Below are 17,088 nucleotides of genomic sequence, written 5' to 3' on the forward strand. Positions count from 1 at the left end.
TATTTTTTTCTGTACTTTTAAAAAAATTGCAGCTTGTGAAGAAAACCCTTGTCATTTTCGCCCATCCGTATCTGGAATATTCCACGACCAATGTAGAACTGATTAAGATCTACAAGCAGTTTGAGCACGTGGAACTCAAGGATTTATATGAGGAATATGAGGATTTTCATATTTCGACGTTTCGCGAGCGAAAGCGGATTCGCGAATATCAGCGGCTTATCTTCCATTTTCCCTTAATCTGGTTTAGTGTACCGCCTTTGCTGAAACTGTGGATTGATGAGGTTTTCGATATGAGCTGGAAAGCAGAAAGTGATCATCCGCTGCGCAATAAAGATGCCGCCATTATCGTAACAGCCGGTGCCAGTGAACAGAATTTCCAGCCGGATGGCATTTACAGCACGACTATTGAAGAACTGATGAAACCACTGGTCCTCTCACTTGACGTAAATGGCATTGAGGTGAAAAACCTGCTCGCTGTGTACGACGCGGATGACCTGCAGCCGGCAGCGCTGGCGCCGGTGGCCGATCAAATTATAAAAATCCTTGAAACCTCATGAATGAAAGCTCCTTAGCGTTTACTGCCCTTATCTTTCTTGGTGCCGCCATCATCATGGTACCGCTCGTCCGTAAATTGGGACTCAGTTCGGTGATCGGCTTTATCCTGGGCGGAATCATCATCGGTCCGTTTGGGTTAAAGTTAACCGGCAGCGACTCTCAGGACATTATGGAAGCTACCGAATTTGGCGTGATCATGCTACTTTTCCTGGTAGGATTGGAAATTGAGCCCAAAAAGTTCTGGACCATACGAAAAAAGATTATCGGGATGGGACTGGGACAAATGGCGGCTACCATATTTTTATTGCTGGGGATTTTTTTTCTCGCAGGCTGGCAGTTTAATGCTGCCTTGGTGGCGGCTCTTTGCTTTAGTTTGTCTTCCACGGCGATTGTATTGCAGACCTTAAAAGAAAAAAACATTTTCCGGACCGATGTCGGGCAGGCTTCTTTTTCAATTTTACTGTTTCAGGATATTGCGGTAATTCCCATTCTGGCGCTGCTCCCCGCGATTGCCCGGGTGCCTGATACAGATGAAAAGCAGATTCTGCTGCAGTATTTACCGGAGTGGCTGCAGCCTTTTTCCATTATTATCGGAATAGCATTGCTGGTAGTTCTGGGCAGATATGTTTTTGTTCCTTTTCTGCGCTACGTTTCACGGTCGGGTATGAACGAACTCCTGACCGCCTCTTCACTCTTCCTGGTGATTGGCGTTTCAGAACTCATGCATGCTGTCGGACTCAGTGCCGCGCTCGGCGCTTTCCTGGCAGGACTGCTGCTGGCCACCAGTGAGTTCCGCCATGAACTGGAAAGCCAGATCGATCCTTTCAAAGGATTATTGCTGGCAGTCTTTTTTGTGAGCGTGGGCGCTACCATCAATTTTTCGGTGATTATGCAGGATCCGCTGTTTATATTCAGCACGACGATTGTGGTACTCATTGTGAAGATGCTGGTCTTGCTGGCCGTTGGCCGGTTTTTTAAATTAAAACTTCACCAGAATTTTCTGCTTGCGTTCGGCTTATCACAGATTGGGGAGTTTGCTTTCGTTCTGATAAACTACTCCACCAAATTATATTTACTGGAACCCGTGCTCAATTCGCAACTCATGGCGATTACGGCCATCACCATGTGTATTACTCCTATTCTACTTCTGGTTAATGAACATTGGATTGAACCGCGCACCCGACCCAAAAAACCAGGCTTGGGAGAAATGGACACCCCGAAGAAATTACAAAATGTAATCATCGTCGGATTCGGGCATTTTGGTAGTACGGTCGGTCGGCTACTGCGCGTGAACGGAATCGGTGCTACCGTTTTGGACAGTGACAGTGAACGTGTGAACCTTCTGCGCAAGAACGGCTTCAAGGTGTATTACGGCGATGCCTCCAAACCTGCCATCCTTCGTTCCGCCGGTGCCGCGACGGCAGATCTTTTAATTTTATGTTTAGACAATCCGGAGCAAAATAAATTTATACTTGAATATGCCCGTGAACATTTTCCCCAACTCAAAATATTTGTCCGCGCAAAAAACCGGCTCGATGCCTACGACTTCATCAACAGCGGCGTGGATAATATATACCGGGAAACCTTGGGCACAGCCGTTGACATGGCCGTTGATGTTTTAAAAGCGACCGGCATGCGCGCCTATGCAGCCCGCAGGCTTGGCAAAAGATTTATGCTGATTGACAAAGCCATGACCCGGAAACTCGCCAAAGAACAGCTCCGCGACGAATCCAGCTTTTCCATGAAAGCCTATCTGGACTATGAAGCTGAACTGCTGGCAGAAGACAGCCATTCCTTTGACGAGACCCAGTGGAATGAGCATGAGGAATATCAGGATACGTAATAGTTCCCTTAAATATAACCAGCAAACGTAATTTCAAAACAACGCCCTTGCAATCTCCCGGATGTTGTCACTTTTCCCCATTGAGTAAAAATGCAGGACTGGCACACCCGCCTGCATCAGTTCGCGGCACTGCGCAATGGCCCATTCAATCCCCACCTGACGAACGGCCGTGTTATCTTTTGCTTCCTGCATCGCGTTGATCAGCGGTTCGGGCAAATCGATTTTGAAAACCTTCGGCAACATCTGCAAATGCGTTTTCACCGCCACCGGTTTGATCCCCGGCAGAATGGGCACGGTAATTCCGGCCTCACGCGCAGCGGCTACAAACTCAAAATATTTCTGGTTGTCAAAAAACATTTGCGACACTACATAATCAGCGCCCGCTTCCACTTTTTGTTTCAGGCGTTCCAGGTCAAACTGCAGCGAGGGGGCTTCAATGTGCTTCTCCGGATAGCCAGCCACGCCAATGCAGAACTTTGTATTATCACCGGCTGCTTCCTCACTGTGCAAAAATTTGCCGCCGCCCAGTTCCCTGATTTGCGTAACCAGCTCACTAGCATACGAATGTCCGCCGTCCGAGGCCTCGAAATGCTGGTGTCCTTTCATGGCATCGCCACGCAGCGCCATCACATTTTCAATCCCCAGATACATACAGTCAATCAGCAGATATTCCGTTTCGGCCGGCGTGAAACCACCACACAGCACATGCGGCACCGTATCCACGCCATATTTATGCTGGATCGCTGCACAGATTCCCAGCGTGCCGGGACGCATCCGGGTAATGCGCCTTTCCATCAGGCCGTTGCCTTTGTCCAGATACACATACTCCTCGCGCGACGTCGTTACATCCACAAACGGTGGATTAAATTCCATCAGCGGATCCAGATTTTTATAGAGATCACCGATACCCGTCCCTTTTTGCGGCGGTACCACCTCCAGTGAGAACAATGTTTTCCCGGCCGCAGCCGCCAGATGTTCCGTAATTTTCATATGCTATGTCGTAAAAATAAGTAGTTGTTTACATTGGATTTGGGCGTGTCCCTTTCCCCTGCGAAGCCCCGGGCACGGGCCGCGCTGTCCGCTACTACTCCTCGGCCTGCCTTCTCAGGCAGGCCTGCGGGGTAAACGCTTCCATCGCTCACGCGGGGTACGCATCTATGGTCAGTTTTGATTAAGAAACAAGGTTCGGGCTCAGCCATTTTCGGGCATAATCTGTCTCAATTCCTTTACGGGCGGCATAATCCCGCAGCTGTTCTTCCGTAATTTTCCCGACGCCGAAATACTTGGCTTCCGGATGGCCGAAATAATAGCCACTTACCGCTGCCGTCGGGAACATCGCCAGACTTTCCGTGAGTTCCAGCCCGATATTTTCTTTCACCTTCAGCAGTTCCCAGATGGTTTCTTTTTCGAGATGGTCCGGGCAGGCCGGATATCCCGGAGCCGGACGGATACCGCGGTATTTTTCCGCAATCAGCGCTTCATTATCCAGTGATTCCGACGCGGCATATCCCCAGCATTTTGTCCGGATTTCATGGTGCAGGAATTCCGCGAAAGCTTCAGCCAAACGGTCAGCCAGCGCTTTCACCATAATTGCATTGTAATCGTCGCCCTGCTGCTGGTATTCCTGTGCTTTTTCATCGGTTCCAAAACCGGTGGTCACCGCAAACGCACCCATATAATCCTGTACACCCGAACCTTCCGGTGCCACAAAGTCACTCAGCGCGAAATATTTTTTGCCGGCAGATTTTTTCAACTGCTGGCGCAGCGTGTGAAACTTCACCAATGGTTGCCGGTCCTCATCAAAAACCACAATATCATCCTGCGCGTCCGACTGTGCCGGGAACAAGCCGAAGATTCCTTTTGCCGTCAGCCATTGTTCCGAAATAATCTTTTCCAGCATTTCCTGCGCTTCACGATACAGCACGCTCGCCTGCTCGCCCACCACATCGTCTTTCAGGATATCCGGAAACTTGCCGTGCAAATCCCAGCTCCGGAAAAAAGGCGTCCAGTCCAGGAAAGGCACAAGTTCCCGCAAATCCTGATGTTCAATCACAGTAACGCCCAGTTTGTTAGGCTGGGCAATATCATCCTGTCGCCACTGGATTTGGTGACGCTCCTCGCGGGCCTGCGCCAGCGGAATATATTCTTTCACAATCTGGCGGCTCAGGAATTTCTGGCGGAAATCTTCATAATCATTCCGCAACGCTGTCTGATAGCTTTCTTTATTTTGATCCAGCAACTGAGAAACAATCCCGACCGCGCGTGAGGCATCGTTCACATGCACCACCGGGTGCGAATATTTCGGGAAAATCTTTACGGCTGTGTGCGCTTTACTGGTGGTTGCTCCACCAATGAGCAGCGGTACCTTAATGCTCTGGCGCTCCATCTCTTCCGCCACATAAATCATTTCATCCAGACTGGGCGTAATTAAGCCACTCAGACCAATAACGTCCACGTCATGTTCCGCGGCAGCAGCTATAATCTTCTCTGCCGGCACCATCACCCCTAAATCTACGATCTCGTAATTGTTGCAGCCCAGCACCACGCTCACAATATTTTTACCGATATCATGTACATCACCCTTCACGGTAGCCATAAGGATTTTGCCGTTCGCAGGTCGTGCCGTATCTTTTTCCGCTTCGATGAAAGGCTGTAAGTACGCCACCGCTTTTTTCATCACCCGGGCAGATTTTACCACCTGCGGCAGAAACATTTTGCCGCTGCCGAACAGGTCGCCGACCGCGCCCATGCCGGTCATCAGCTGCTGCTCAATCACATCGAGCGGCCGGGAGCTTTGTTGCCGTGCTTCTTCTACATCGTCTACAATGAACTTGTCAATCCCTTTTACCAAACCATGGGTGATCCGGTCCTGCAAAGGTTCCTGTCTCCACGCCAGATCTTCGGTCAGTTCCTTGCGAACAGATTTCACTTTTTCGGCGTAATCCAGCAGTCGTTCGGTGGCATCCGCACGACGGTCGAGCAAAACATCCTCTACCAGTTCCAGTAAATCCTTTGGAATGTCATCATACACTTCCAGCAGTGCCGGATTCACAATGCCGATATTCATTCCGGCTTTTATTGCATGGTACAAAAAAGCGGAGTGCATCGCTTCGCGGACCCGGTCATTTCCGCGGAAGGAGAAAGAAATATTGGAAACACCGCCGCTCACAGAAACATGCGGCAGATTTTCGCGCACCCAGCGTGTCGCCTCAATAAAATCAAGTGCGTTCCGCCGGTGTTCCTCCATGCCGGTGGCAACGGGAAAAATATTAAGATCGAAAATAATATCCTCGGGCGGAAAGCCGGCTTTGTCTATAAGTAAGTCATAGGAGCGTTTGGAAATCTCAATACGGCGGTCGAAGTTATCAGCCTGACCGGTTTCATCGAAAGCCATCACAATCACAGCGGCACCATAACGCCGGATGAGTTTTGCCTGCCGGATAAATTCTTCTTCGCCCTCTTTTAAACTGATGGAATTAACGACACATTTCCCCTGCACCACCTGCAGGCCGGCTTCCAGAATTTCCCACCGCGAGGAATCAATCATAATCGGAATACGGGCAATGTCCGGTTCTGCGGCAACCAGATTCAGGAAACGAACCATTGCCGCTTTGCCGTCGAGCAGGCCGTCATCGAAATTAACGTCCAGAATCTGCGCACCACCGGTTACCTGGTCGCGCGCAATCTCCAGTGCCTCGACGTAATTATTTTCTTTAATAAGTCGAAGGAATTTTTTGGAACCGGCTACATTGGTTCGCTCCCCGACATTGATAAAATTGGATTCCGGTGTAATGACCAAAGGTTCCAGACCGGATAACTGTAAATATTTCATAGCGTACGCTGACTTTTTTAGTTGAAAGATTTTACATCTTTCTGCATTTGCCTCCACAACGGCGGCAACTGCTGTCTGAAGTCAGCGCCTGCCGCTACATGGATTCCTCCATCATTTCACCGATGGATGTAGCATTGGTTTTCAACAGGTTATAATGCATGCCCAGCGCCGTGAAGAGCGGATACTGCTTATACCTGAAATTATGTTCTTTGGCGAATTTCTTTATCTCATCGGTGATTTCGTGATAATATTCATAGCTGTAATTGGGAAAAAGGTGGTGTGCCACATGATAATTAAAGTTCCCAAGGACATAGCGGAAAAACTGGTTATTTTCCTTTAAATCGTTGGTAACTTCAAACTGATGGCGCAGCCAGCTGTATGGCAGGTTGCTGTTTTCATCCACCAAGGGGAATTCATTCTCCGGTACTGCGTGCAACGGCAGCAGAACAAAAAGCGCAAATGTACTTGCGACCAGTATCTGTAACAGCCACGCTCCTACTGCCAGTTTCCACGATACATGGAAAAAGACGATTGGCACCACAATCTGATAGAAGAAATAAAACAGCTTGAACAGCAGCATTTTCATTTTTTCTTTTCCGGGAATACGCGTCTGCACTTTCTGGATGATGCGGTTCCGATCGAAAAAGTCGCGGAAGTCGCGAATAAACATCCAGTTAAATAAGTACAGCGGATAGACCATGAAGAAAAACCGGTGCTGGTATTTCTGTATTCCTTTTGCCTCGCCGTAAGGATAAATTTTAAGAACGCCGCTCTGTTCAATATCCGTGTCCCAACCGTCTACGTTCGGGTACGAATGATGACTCACAATATGTCTCCTTTCCCAAATAAAGCTGTTGGCCCCGATGAAATCGAAAATCCGCAGGACGGCTTTATTGTATTTTTTGTTTTTAAATATGTTATTATGAGCGGCCTCATGAATCAGATTCAGGTAAATCAACACCAGAATAATTCCCATAGCCGCGAAAAACGACGCGTAAATGACAGGGTTTGCTCCGTTAAACACCGCCGCCAGATAACAACCCAGATACAACAGCGGCAATACAAAAACTTTTACTTTAATAATGTTGTCGCGGTTCCCGGGAATGGCTTTTACACGTTCATTAACTCTCTTCCTCAGTTCAGTGAATAAGGCGGTTTCCTCAGCACTCTTGTTGTAAACCGGTTTCTTCATGGCTCAAAAATTTTCTACTGTTAAATTAATAAAAAAATGTTTTGATCGCACAACCGGCTCAACAGCAACATTTTATCCCGGAACCAGGTCCGGAATAAGCCGTGGAGCATACTGTTCTGCCCGTTCTGCAATCGCTTTTATGTGTGCAGGTGTCGTGCCACAACAGCCCCCGATAATATTTACCAGGCCTTTTTCGAGATAAATGTTGATTTGTGACGCCATTTGCTCCGGCGTTTCATCGTATTGGCCGAAGGCATTGGGCAGGCCGGCATTCGGATAGGCGGACACGGCAGCACCGGTATTAGCGGCAATGGCTTCCAGATAAGGCGTGAGCTGGCCGGCGCCCAGCGCACAGTTCAATCCAATACTCAACAGCGGCGTATGCGACACCGAAATCAGAAAGGCTTCTGCCGTTTGCCCGCTCAGTGTACGGCCCGAGGCATCGGTAATGGTTCCGGAAATCATCACCGGTATTTCCACGCCGAGTTCTTCACGAAGCTCATCAATGGCGAATAGTGCTGCTTTTGCGTTCAGCGTATCAAAAATTGTTTCCACCAGCAGGATATCGGCACCACCTTCCAGCAGCGCAGCTGCCTGTTGCTTGTATGCCGCTGCAAGCTCCCCAAAGGTGATCGCACGAAAACCGGGATCGCTCACATCCGGGCTCAGGCTTGCTGTTTTATTGGTAGGGCCTATCGAGCCGGCAACGAAACGAGGTTTATCCGGTGTGCGTTCTGTAAACTCATCACAAACCCGGCGGGCAATGCGCGCTGATTCCAGGTTGAGCTCGGTCACCAGGTCCTGCATATGATAATCTGCCATGGCGATGGTGGTGGCCGAAAAAGTATTGGTTTCGATGATATCGGCGCCGGCTTCCAGATACTGACGGTGCACATCTGCAATAGCGTGGGGCTGTGTAAGCGAAAGCAGATCATTGTTTCCTTTCAGGGAATGCGGCCAGTCCTGAAACCTGGCACCGCGGTAATCTTCCTCGGTAAAAGAATGCCGCTGGAGCATGGTCCCCATGGCACCATCCAGAATAAGGATCCTCTGTTCGAGGGCTTTATAAAGTTGTTCTGTATTTTTCATTTCTAATTTTAATTAAGATGAACTGCCCTGCGTGAGGGCGGAGCCGGAAATCCCGCAGCCGCGCGCCAGCGCGGCGAGGAATTGCAGGCGCAGACCGACCCTTTTGCGGGAGCGGTGCCGGAAACGGCACCGCTCCCGCAATGGGGCACGCCCAAAAACTATTCAAGCGCCTGCTGCAAGTCTGCAATAAGATCCTCCACATGCTCCAGGCCCGCCGAGCAGCGCACCAGTCCGGGCGTGATGCCTGCCTGCTGCTGATCTTCCGGTGAAAGTTTTGCGTGGGTCGTAGAAGCCGGATGGGTCACAATGGTACGGGTATCGCCCAAATTGGCAGTGAGTGAACACAGTTGTACCCGGTTCAGAAACTGACGTCCTGCTTCGAGCCCGCCTTTCAGCTCGAAGGCGACCATGCTGCCGCCGGCTTTCATTTGCTTTCGGGCAGTTTCATAGCCCGGATGCGACGGCAAGAATGGATAGCGGACCTGCTTGACCGCGGGGTGATTTTCCAGAAACTGAGCGATCTGCAACGCATTTTCACAATGGCGGTCCACCCGCACGGCCAGGGTTTCCAGGCTTTTGCTGAGCACCCAGGCATTGAACGGTGACAGGGCCGGGCCGGTATTTCGGGCGAACAGGTAAATTTGACGAATCAAGTCTTTATTCCCCACCGTAACGCCGCCAAGTACGCGTCCCTGGCCATCAATCAGTTTGGTGGCGGAATGAATAACGAGATCTGCGCCGAAGCTGATAGGCTGCTGTAAATAAGGCGTTGCAAAGCAATTATCCACAATGAAAATGAGGTTGTGCTTTTTCGCAAAGTTTCCTAATTTTTCTAAGTCGAGAATTTGAATTGCAGGATTTGTCGGGGTTTCTATGTACAGAATTTTGGTTTTGGGTGTCAGGTATGGTTCCAGGTCGGTTTCCGCCGCATCAAAGTAGGTGGTTTCAATGTTCCACTTGGGGAAATAGGTCGTAAACAATGTGTGCGTAGATCCAAAAACCGAACGGCAGCTGAGCACATGATCGCCTGCCGCAAGCAACGCTGCAAAGGTGGAAAACACTGCAGCCATGCCGGTTGCAAAGGAATAACCGGCTTCCGCCCCTTCCAGTGCTGCAATCTTATCAGTGAATTCATTGACATTGGGATTGGAAAAGCGGCTGTACAGGTTTCTTTGTTTTTCCTCGGCAAAGGCCGCGCGCATTTCCTCGGCATCATCAAAAACGAAGCTGGAGGTGAGATACAGCGGAACGGAATGTTCATCATATTGGCTGCGGCCGGCCTGTTGGCGCACCGCGATGGTTTCAAAACGTTGCATGGTTTTATTAGTTTTCAGAAAGTCTTAAAATATCTCCAAACACGCCGCGTGCGGTAACCGCAGCACCGGCGCCCGCGCCCATAATCACGATGGGATGCGCACCGTAACTCTCGGTATAAATTTCAAAAATTGAGTCGGAGCCTTTGAGCTGGCCAAGTGCCGAAGCTGCCGGAACGGAAATCAGCTGCACATCGAGTTCACCTTTTTCCTGCTGCAGGTCGCCATGAAGATCGCCAACAAAACGGAGTACGTAGCCGGGTTCCTGCTGTTCTTTGATTTGCTGGAACCGATCATCAAGTTCGGCCAGGCTGTTCAGAAATTCCTCGCGGGTACGTGCTGATAAAGCTTCGGGCAGAAGGTTCTGAATGCGGATATCAGACAATTCATTGCTCAGGTCCAGTTCGCGCGCCAGGATTAAAAGTTTACGCGCCACATCGTTGCCCGATAAATCTTCGCGCGGATCCGGCTCGGTGAAGCCCGCAGCCACGGCTTCCTGCAGAATGGTAGAAAACGGTACATCGCGCACGGAAAATTCATTAAAGATATAACTCAGCGAACCTGAGAACACACCTTTGATCCGGGTAATGTTTTCGCCGGAAAGGTGAAGCAGGCGAATGGTATCAATCAGAGGTAAGCCTGCGCCCACATTGGTTTCGTAGAGATATTTTTTATTCTTCTTTGCCAGAATATGGCGGAAGCTGCGGTATTCGGTAATCGGCGCGGTATTGAAAATTTTGTTGGAAGACACCAGGTCGAAACCGCTTTCGGCAAGGTGCGGGTAGTGCTTTACAAAATCTGCACTGGCGGTATTGTCCACAACGATGAGGTTTTCCAGTTGCTGCTGTTTGGAGAACTCGATGAGCGAGTCAATATTAGACGGAGATTCTGCCACGGCGATCTGCTCGTTCCAGTCCTCGCGAAACCCTTCTTTGCTGAAAGCAATTTTTCGGGAGTTCGCCACCGCAACAATCCGCAGGTCCAGTTTTTTGCGCTGGCGGATTTCTGCAGCACTGCGCAGGACCTGCCCAATGAGTTCGGAGCCTACCTTGCCGTGACCAATCATTGCCAGATGCACGGTTTTAGGTTTAGAGAATAATTCTGCTTCGATAATGTTCTTAGCTTTTTCATCCTGAGAGGATGTTACCACCAGGTTCAGTCGGTTTTTTGCGGCCACGTGATTAAGTATTAAGGGAAAAATGTTATTGCGGGAAAGTTCGGACAGGATTTTGGGAATTTCCCGGCTTTCGAAGCCCAGTACGGAAACGTTATTGATACTGTAAATCTGGGATACATCGCCGGATTTACGTTCTTTTTCAAATTCATCGATCAGGCAGTTGACCGCCTGAGAGGCATCGGCTTCGTTTATTAAAACGGAAATACCCTGTTCGGCATCCTGCTGGGCAATCATTCCGACACTAATGCGCGCCAGCGTCAGAACTTTGAAAATACGGCCGTCCACGCCAACCTGGCCGAGAAAATCGCGGCCCCCGAATTTGATAATGGCTTTGTTTTTAGAGAAAGTAATTTCTTTTATGGGGTTCATGACAAATGAGATTTTAAAAGGGAATGTAACTGAGGATATTCGATCAGAAAGGCATCGTGGCCATGTGGCGAACTGATTTCCTGGTAAGTAACGCAGGAATTATATTGCCGGAGCCAGCCGGCCGCTTTTTTCATTTCAAAGGCAGGAAACAGCAAATCGGAATCAATGGCAATCAGATGAATTTTCGCCTGGATCTTTTTTAGTTTTTCGGCATCAGCGTCGACGGTCATCAGCAGCCGGTTCATCAGCTGGTACGCCTGTATACTGAAGCGGCCCTCTAATGTTTTGCCGTGAAAGTTAAGCCAGTCGTGGGATTTGAGCTGACGCGTTTCGGCGTGGCGAACATTCTGAAACCGGTCATTCAGGGAGGCTGGTGTGCGGTAACACAGCATGGCGTGTGCTCTGGCTTTTTGGAGCGGATCGTCCTGATGACTAAGCAGAAACTGCTGAACAAGACACTGAGAATGCAGCCAGTCCGAAGTGCGGTAATCGCAGGCCACCGGAATAAAGATTTCTGCCAGGTCGGGTTTCAGGGCCAGCATTTCCCAGCCAATGGCACCGCCGAGCGAACCGCCGATGAGCAGCTGAAGTTTTTCAATTTGTAATTGCTGAAGTCCGGCCAGGAAAAGCCGGGCAATATCAGAAGTAATGAAAACCTCTGCATCAGGCTGAAGGCTCCCGTCGAAACCATTACCGGGAATATTGAAACAGAGGACGGTGCAATGGTCGGTATCAATCGTGAGTTCCCGGCCAATGATTTTGTTCCACCAGCCTTCCCGGCCGGCCACATTCGAGTTTCCGGTCAGTGCATGGTTCACGAGCACCACCGGCGCCGTGTGCAGCGGACAGCCAAAAAGCTGATACGACAAAACCACCTGCGGAATGAGTCCCGAGGAAGCAGAAAAATTAGATATTGTGAGTGTTTGTAGCACCGTTTTAATTTTTTAAATAAAAAACAAAACTGAAAATGCTACAGAAAGAATGTAGTATACGGATCGTGTTATCTCTTTCGCGCCAGGGCGAATAGAATGTAGCACCTTCTTCGTTGCCGAAGGGTTGCTAAGGTTTCACAGAGTCTAGTCTCTCCACCTTTCTTAATAACATTTTCAATATGTAAAAGAACGAATGAGCTGCAAAGAAAGAGAATGTTTACCGAAACTGCAAATATTTTTTGAAATGAATTATTTCTTACTGTGTGCGGCGCTTATATCTTAGCAGATAGAAAATGCCGGAAACTGCGTCTATGACGGTCGTCCGGCATGTATCAAATATTATTAAAAATATTATTCCGTGATGCGTTCACCGTTCACAAACAAATGATAGTGAACCGTAACTCTGGGTTCCAGTGTTTTGGAAACAGAACAATATTTTGTGAAAGAAAGCATGGCTGCGCGTGCTGCTTTGGCCGGATCAATGTTTCCTTCCAGCCGGAAAGTCACTGTAATATCCTTGAAAGGCTTGGCACCGTCCTCTTCCACCCGCTCACCTTCCACTTCTGCGGCAAAGGAAGTAATTTCCTGGCGTTGCTTCTTCAGGACAGAGACCATATCGATACCGCTGCAGCCGGCTACGGCCATCAGGACAGACTCCATCGGCGAAACGCCCTGGCTGTTTTCATTATGGGAAATATTATCCAACAGGATGGACCTACCGCGGCTGTTGGTGCACTGAAACAGGAAATCGTCGTCAATGCGGTTCAGGGTAATTTTCATAAAACTAAATTTTTAGCAAGCCAAAGTTACAGAATTAGCACCGTATTGGCTTTTTCGTTTGTGGAAAGGTATTTGCTGAATCACTATCTTCAATATTAATTTTAAACACGAGCTTATGAAATATACGAATGACCGGAAAGGCAACGGAGGACTTATCTACCTGCATAATGACGATGACCAGGAAGTAGGCAGACTTACCTATACTCTATTTCCCGAAGACAAGCGGATGGTAATTTCTTTTGTACTAGTTCACCCTCAGTTTGAAGGGCGTGGCATGGGGAAATACCTGGTGCAGGAAGGCGTGCGCTTTGCGCGGGAAAACAACTGGAGCGTGTATCCCCACTGTTCGTACGCCAGAGCAGTAATGAACCGCATGCCGGAGGCGCAGGACATTTTGCTAAAACGCTGACCGAATTTTTTTTAAATCAAATAATATTACAAAAGAGAAAGGCTGCTCCGGTTTGGAACAGCCTTTTTAAATGTAAAAAGCAAGTTTTATTTATCCAAATGATAATAGGCCAGCATTTTATAATATAATTTAGCAGCCAGAAAAGCTGTCGGTTTTGCCATAGGCGAGTCCATGAGTTCCACGATATCAAACGCTACCACATTGCATTTCTGGAACACTTTTCTCAGCAGTTCCAAAGTCGGATACCACTGCAGGCCGCCAGGTTCGGGTGTACCGGTGGAAGGTGCAATGGACGGATCAAACGCATCCAGGTCTATCGTGATATATACATTGCCGGATACTTTTTCCAGCACCTCATTAATCCAGTTTTCATTGTGCGCAATCTGGTGTGCCCAGAAACATTGGGACTCATTTACATACTCCATTTCTTCAATATCGCAGGAGCGAATGCCCACCTGTACCAGATTGTGTTTCTGGCTGGCCTCGAAGACGGCGCAGGCATGGTTGCTGGTAGATCCGTGGAAATCAGGACGTAAATCGGTGTGTGCATCGAGCTGCAAAACCGTCAGGTTCTCATACTTCTCGCCGACCGCGCGGATCGACCCGATGGATACGGAGTGCTCTCCGCCAAAAAGGGTGAACAGTTTTCCTTCGTGCTGCAGCAGTTCTTTGGTTTTCTGATAAACCGCTTCGGTCATGGCTTCCGGGGAACTGTTTTCTGCTACCTCACCGGCGAGATAAACGCCTTTCAGATAAGGCTCAGTACCGGTTTCGATATCATAAAGTTCCATATTTTCGGAAGCATCCAGGAAGAGTTCCGGGCCTTTATCAGCTCCCTTTCCCCAGGTGGAAGTTCCGTCGTAAGGCACCGTTACAAGCATGACACTGGCATTTTCCAGCGTGCCGTTTTCTTCGGGAATATCAGCGTATGTTTTCATTGAGTCCATTTAAATTTAGTAGAGCAAAGATAAAAGTTTATCGCGAAAATCTAAGAAAGGGTGTAAAGACTGCAATGGCAGAAAAGCGGTTGTATTCATTATGTTTAAAACTGTCTGCGATTTTTAAACGCGGAGAACGCGAAGGATTATTGACAATTAAAATTATTACAAGAACGCAAAGATATTTCATTCAGCGAGACCAGATTTTGCAGAGCATCCTACTATTTTTAAAGTCCGACCAAGCAAAGCGATTTCAGATCATTTTCTATACATTATGTTTATATAAATGAAGGCACTTGGGCGTTTGAATAATTGTTATTTTGTTCGTTTTAATAAGAATCGTTGGCATTTATCATAACCAAGTATAAATGTTAAAATTGTTTGACATCATTTTTATCAATTTCGCGGAAACTCCCACTCAGAAAGCAATTCCACATCAATAAATATTATATATTTGTTAAAACTACTTTATCATGCTTGATTTTATCAACAGTCAGGATGGGTTGCTGCAGGGCTTCTGGTATGTAGCGTTATTCAGCAGCATTATCTTCGCAGTACAAACTGTTCTTACCTTTATCGGCAGTACCGACATGGGCGGCATTAACGCCGATTTCGATGGTAACCTCGATGATGTCTCGGCGCCGTTCCAGCTGTTCTCGTTCCGGAACCTGATTAATTTTATGCTGGGTTTCGGCTGGACAGGTGTTACCTTTTACAATTCCATCGAAAGTAAATTTCTGCTGGTAGCGCTGGCGTGTGTGGTAGGAATTCTTTTTATTATCATCTTCTTCATTCTCATCCGGGAAATCCTGAAACTTTCTGAGGATAACACCTTCCGCATTGAAAGCCTGGTCGGCGGTACCGGCCGTGTGTACAGTCCGATCCCGGGGCGGCTTACCGGCGCGGGGAAAATTCAAATCAGTGTGAACGGCACGATGCACGAAATCGGTGCAGCCACGGAAGACTTTCACCAGATCAGTTCCGGAACGATGGTTAAAGTGGACCGCATTAAAAACAACCTGCTGATTGTAAGCAAATTAAATTAATATATGGAAATGATTGAACAATACCCGGGCTTCACGATTGTCATCGTACTGGTCCTGGTCCTTTTTGTGACTTTTGCGGCGCTCATCAGCCGTTACAAACGCTGCCCTTCTGACAAAATCCTGGTGGTTTACGGGAAAACCGGTGGCAAATCTGCGAAATGTATTCATGGTGGGGCTGCCTTCATTTGGCCGGTGATTCAGGATTATGCATACCTGGACCTTAAACCAATGTCGATCGAAGCGAATTTAATTAATGCACTTTCGCGCCAGAATATCCGGGTGGATGTCCCCTGCCGCTTTACCATTGCAATCAGTACGGATCCTGATACGATGGGAAATGCTGCTGAACGCCTTCTGGGCCTGGCACATGAGCAGATTACGGAACTTTCCAAAGATATTTTATTTGGTCAGCTGCGTTTGGTGGTAGCAATGATGACCATTGAAGAAATTAACTCCGACCGTGATAAGTTATTAGACAATATTACCAACAACGTTGATACAGAACTTCGCAAAGTAGGTTTAAAACTTATTAATGTTAATATTACGGACATCAGTGATGAGTCCGGCTATATTGAAGCATTAGGAAAAGAAGCTGCAGCGAAAGCGATTAACGAAGCGAAAGTCAGTGTGGCTGAGCAGGAGAAAATCGGGGAAACCGGTAAAGCGGATGCAGACCGCCAGAAAGACATTCAGATCGCGGAATTTTCCCGCGACCGCGACGTGAAAATTGCAGTTACGACCAAAGACCGCGAAATCAGCATTGCGGCGGCGCATAAAGACGAAGCCATCGGTCGTGCGGAAGCAGAAAGAGATTCCCGTATTGCAACCTCTACCGCCAACTCACTCGCCATCCGCGGGGAGAACGAAGCGCGGATTACTATTGCCCAGTCCGATGCGGAACGGCGTGAACGGGAAGCAGAGGCCCTTCGCCTGGCGACGGCAGCTGAGAATGTTCAGAAAGCGCGCTCCCTGGAAGAATCTTATCAGGCAGAGCAAAAAGCAGAAGCCGCGCGTGCGGAAAGAGAACGCTCCACGCAGAATGCGAACATTGTTGTACCTGCTGAAATCCAAAAACAGCGAGCGATTATTGAGGCACAGGCCGAAGCAGAGAAAATCAGAGTACAGGCAAAAGGGGAAGCCGATGCTATTTTCCTGAAGCGTGAAGCAGAGGCAAAGGGGCTCTATGAAATCCTGAGCAAGCAGGCGGAAGGATATGAAAAAGTAGTGAAGGCTGCGGGCGGCGACACCAACAATGCCTTCCACCTTTTGATTCTGGAAAAGCTGCCTGAACTGGTAAAAACGCAGGTGGAGGCAGTGAAAGGAATTAAGATTGACAAAGTCACGGTGTGGGACAATGGCGGAGAAACCAGTAACGGCCAGACCTCTACCTCCAATTTTATTTCGGGCATGATGAAATCGGTACCGCCGCTGAATGATTTATTCGAAATGGCCGGCCTGAACCTGCCAAGCTATCTGAAAGGTGAAGAACAGGAAGCTACGGTTGTAAAGACTACAACGACCAAGGGTAATCAAAAGCCGAAAGACAATCCGGACAACGGCAGTACAACTGAAGGTCAACCCTCCTAAATGCAAACCGCCCCGGAAATCCGGGG

The 17,088-nt window shown here is 48.5% G+C and carries 14 protein-coding genes and 1 riboswitch; of the genes, 5 read left to right on the forward strand and 9 right to left on the reverse strand.

From position 1 onward, the window contains the following. The first annotated feature begins 35 nt into the window (after positions 1–35). Positions 36–557, forward strand: coding sequence for an NAD(P)H-dependent oxidoreductase (locus MVI27_RS10705; protein WP_246961676.1), 522 nt, complete (start codon positions 36–38; stop codon positions 555–557). After that, the gene (locus MVI27_RS10710; RefSeq protein WP_246961678.1) at positions 554–2,398 is read left to right on the forward strand and encodes a cation:proton antiporter domain-containing protein; all 1,845 of its coding nucleotides are present in this window, start codon (positions 554–556) and stop codon (positions 2,396–2,398) included. The genes MVI27_RS10705 and MVI27_RS10710 overlap by 4 nt, the downstream gene beginning before the upstream one ends. 33 nt (positions 2,399–2,431) lie before the next feature. Here the strand turns inward: MVI27_RS10710 and metF are convergent, their stop codons facing one another. From metF to MVI27_RS10750, 8 genes are all read right to left on the reverse strand, one after another. Next, positions 2,432–3,388: a methylenetetrahydrofolate reductase [NAD(P)H] gene (metF, locus tag MVI27_RS10715; RefSeq protein ID WP_246961680.1), complete on the reverse strand. Its 957-nt coding sequence runs from the start codon at positions 3,386–3,388 to the stop codon at positions 2,432–2,434. A gap of 181 nt (positions 3,389–3,569) precedes the next feature. Next, positions 3,570–6,287 (reverse strand): methionine synthase, encoded by a 2,718-nt coding sequence (gene metH, locus MVI27_RS10720; protein ID WP_266213268.1) that lies wholly within the window; start codon positions 6,285–6,287, stop codon positions 3,570–3,572. Between the two features lie 37 nt (positions 6,288–6,324). Next, on the reverse strand, positions 6,325–7,422 hold the full coding sequence (locus tag MVI27_RS10725; protein ID WP_246961683.1) for a fatty acid desaturase family protein: 1,098 nt from the start codon (positions 7,420–7,422) through the stop codon (positions 6,325–6,327). Positions 7,423–7,494: 72 nt separating this feature from the next. Then, positions 7,495–8,511 carry a homocysteine S-methyltransferase family protein gene (locus tag MVI27_RS10730; protein ID WP_246961685.1) on the reverse strand — a complete coding sequence of 339 codons (1,017 nt, stop codon included), beginning with the start codon at positions 8,509–8,511 and terminating at the stop codon, positions 7,495–7,497. A 158-nt stretch (positions 8,512–8,669) separates the two neighbouring features. Then, entirely contained in the window at positions 8,670–9,827 is a 1,158-nt protein-coding gene (locus MVI27_RS10735; protein ID WP_246961687.1) for a trans-sulfuration enzyme family protein, read from the reverse strand. 7 nt (positions 9,828–9,834) lie between these two features. Next, positions 9,835–11,370 (reverse strand): ACT domain-containing protein, encoded by a 1,536-nt coding sequence (locus MVI27_RS10740; RefSeq protein WP_246961689.1) that lies wholly within the window; start codon positions 11,368–11,370, stop codon positions 9,835–9,837. Then, on the reverse strand, positions 11,367–12,302 hold the full coding sequence (locus MVI27_RS10745) for an alpha/beta fold hydrolase (protein WP_246961690.1): 936 nt from the start codon (positions 12,300–12,302) through the stop codon (positions 11,367–11,369). Before MVI27_RS10745 ends, MVI27_RS10740 begins: the two co-directional genes overlap by 4 nt. Positions 12,303–12,367: 65 nt before the next feature. Further along, positions 12,368–12,474, reverse strand: a riboswitch (SAM riboswitch). 179 nt (positions 12,475–12,653) lie between these two features. Beyond that, entirely contained in the window at positions 12,654–13,082 is a 429-nt protein-coding gene (locus tag MVI27_RS10750) for an OsmC family protein (RefSeq protein WP_246961692.1), read from the reverse strand. Positions 13,083–13,197: 115 nt separating this feature from the next. Here MVI27_RS10750 and MVI27_RS10755 point away from each other — a divergent pair, with 115 nt between their 5' ends. Further along, the gene (locus tag MVI27_RS10755; protein ID WP_246961694.1) at positions 13,198–13,491 is read left to right on the forward strand and encodes a GNAT family N-acetyltransferase; all 294 of its coding nucleotides are present in this window, start codon (positions 13,198–13,200) and stop codon (positions 13,489–13,491) included. An 86-nt stretch (positions 13,492–13,577) separates the two neighbouring features. Here MVI27_RS10755 and speB read toward each other — a convergent pair whose 3' ends face one another. Further along, positions 13,578–14,429 carry an agmatinase gene (gene speB, locus MVI27_RS10760; RefSeq protein ID WP_246961696.1) on the reverse strand — a complete coding sequence of 284 codons (852 nt, stop codon included), beginning with the start codon at positions 14,427–14,429 and terminating at the stop codon, positions 13,578–13,580. A 473-nt stretch (positions 14,430–14,902) separates the two neighbouring features. On the opposite strand from speB, the gene MVI27_RS10765 reads away from it, so the two are divergent. Next, positions 14,903–15,475, forward strand: a complete 573-nt coding sequence (locus MVI27_RS10765) for an NfeD family protein (RefSeq protein WP_246961698.1) — start codon at positions 14,903–14,905, stop codon at positions 15,473–15,475. Positions 15,476–15,484: 9 nt separating this feature from the next. Next, positions 15,485–17,062 carry a flotillin family protein gene (locus tag MVI27_RS10770; protein WP_246961732.1) on the forward strand — a complete coding sequence of 526 codons (1,578 nt, stop codon included), beginning with the start codon at positions 15,485–15,487 and terminating at the stop codon, positions 17,060–17,062. Positions 17,063–17,088 lie beyond the last annotated feature (26 nt).

Source organism: Chryseobacterium salipaludis, assembly GCF_022968825.1.
Classification (GTDB): domain Bacteria; phylum Bacteroidota; class Bacteroidia; order Flavobacteriales; family Weeksellaceae; genus Kaistella; species Kaistella salipaludis.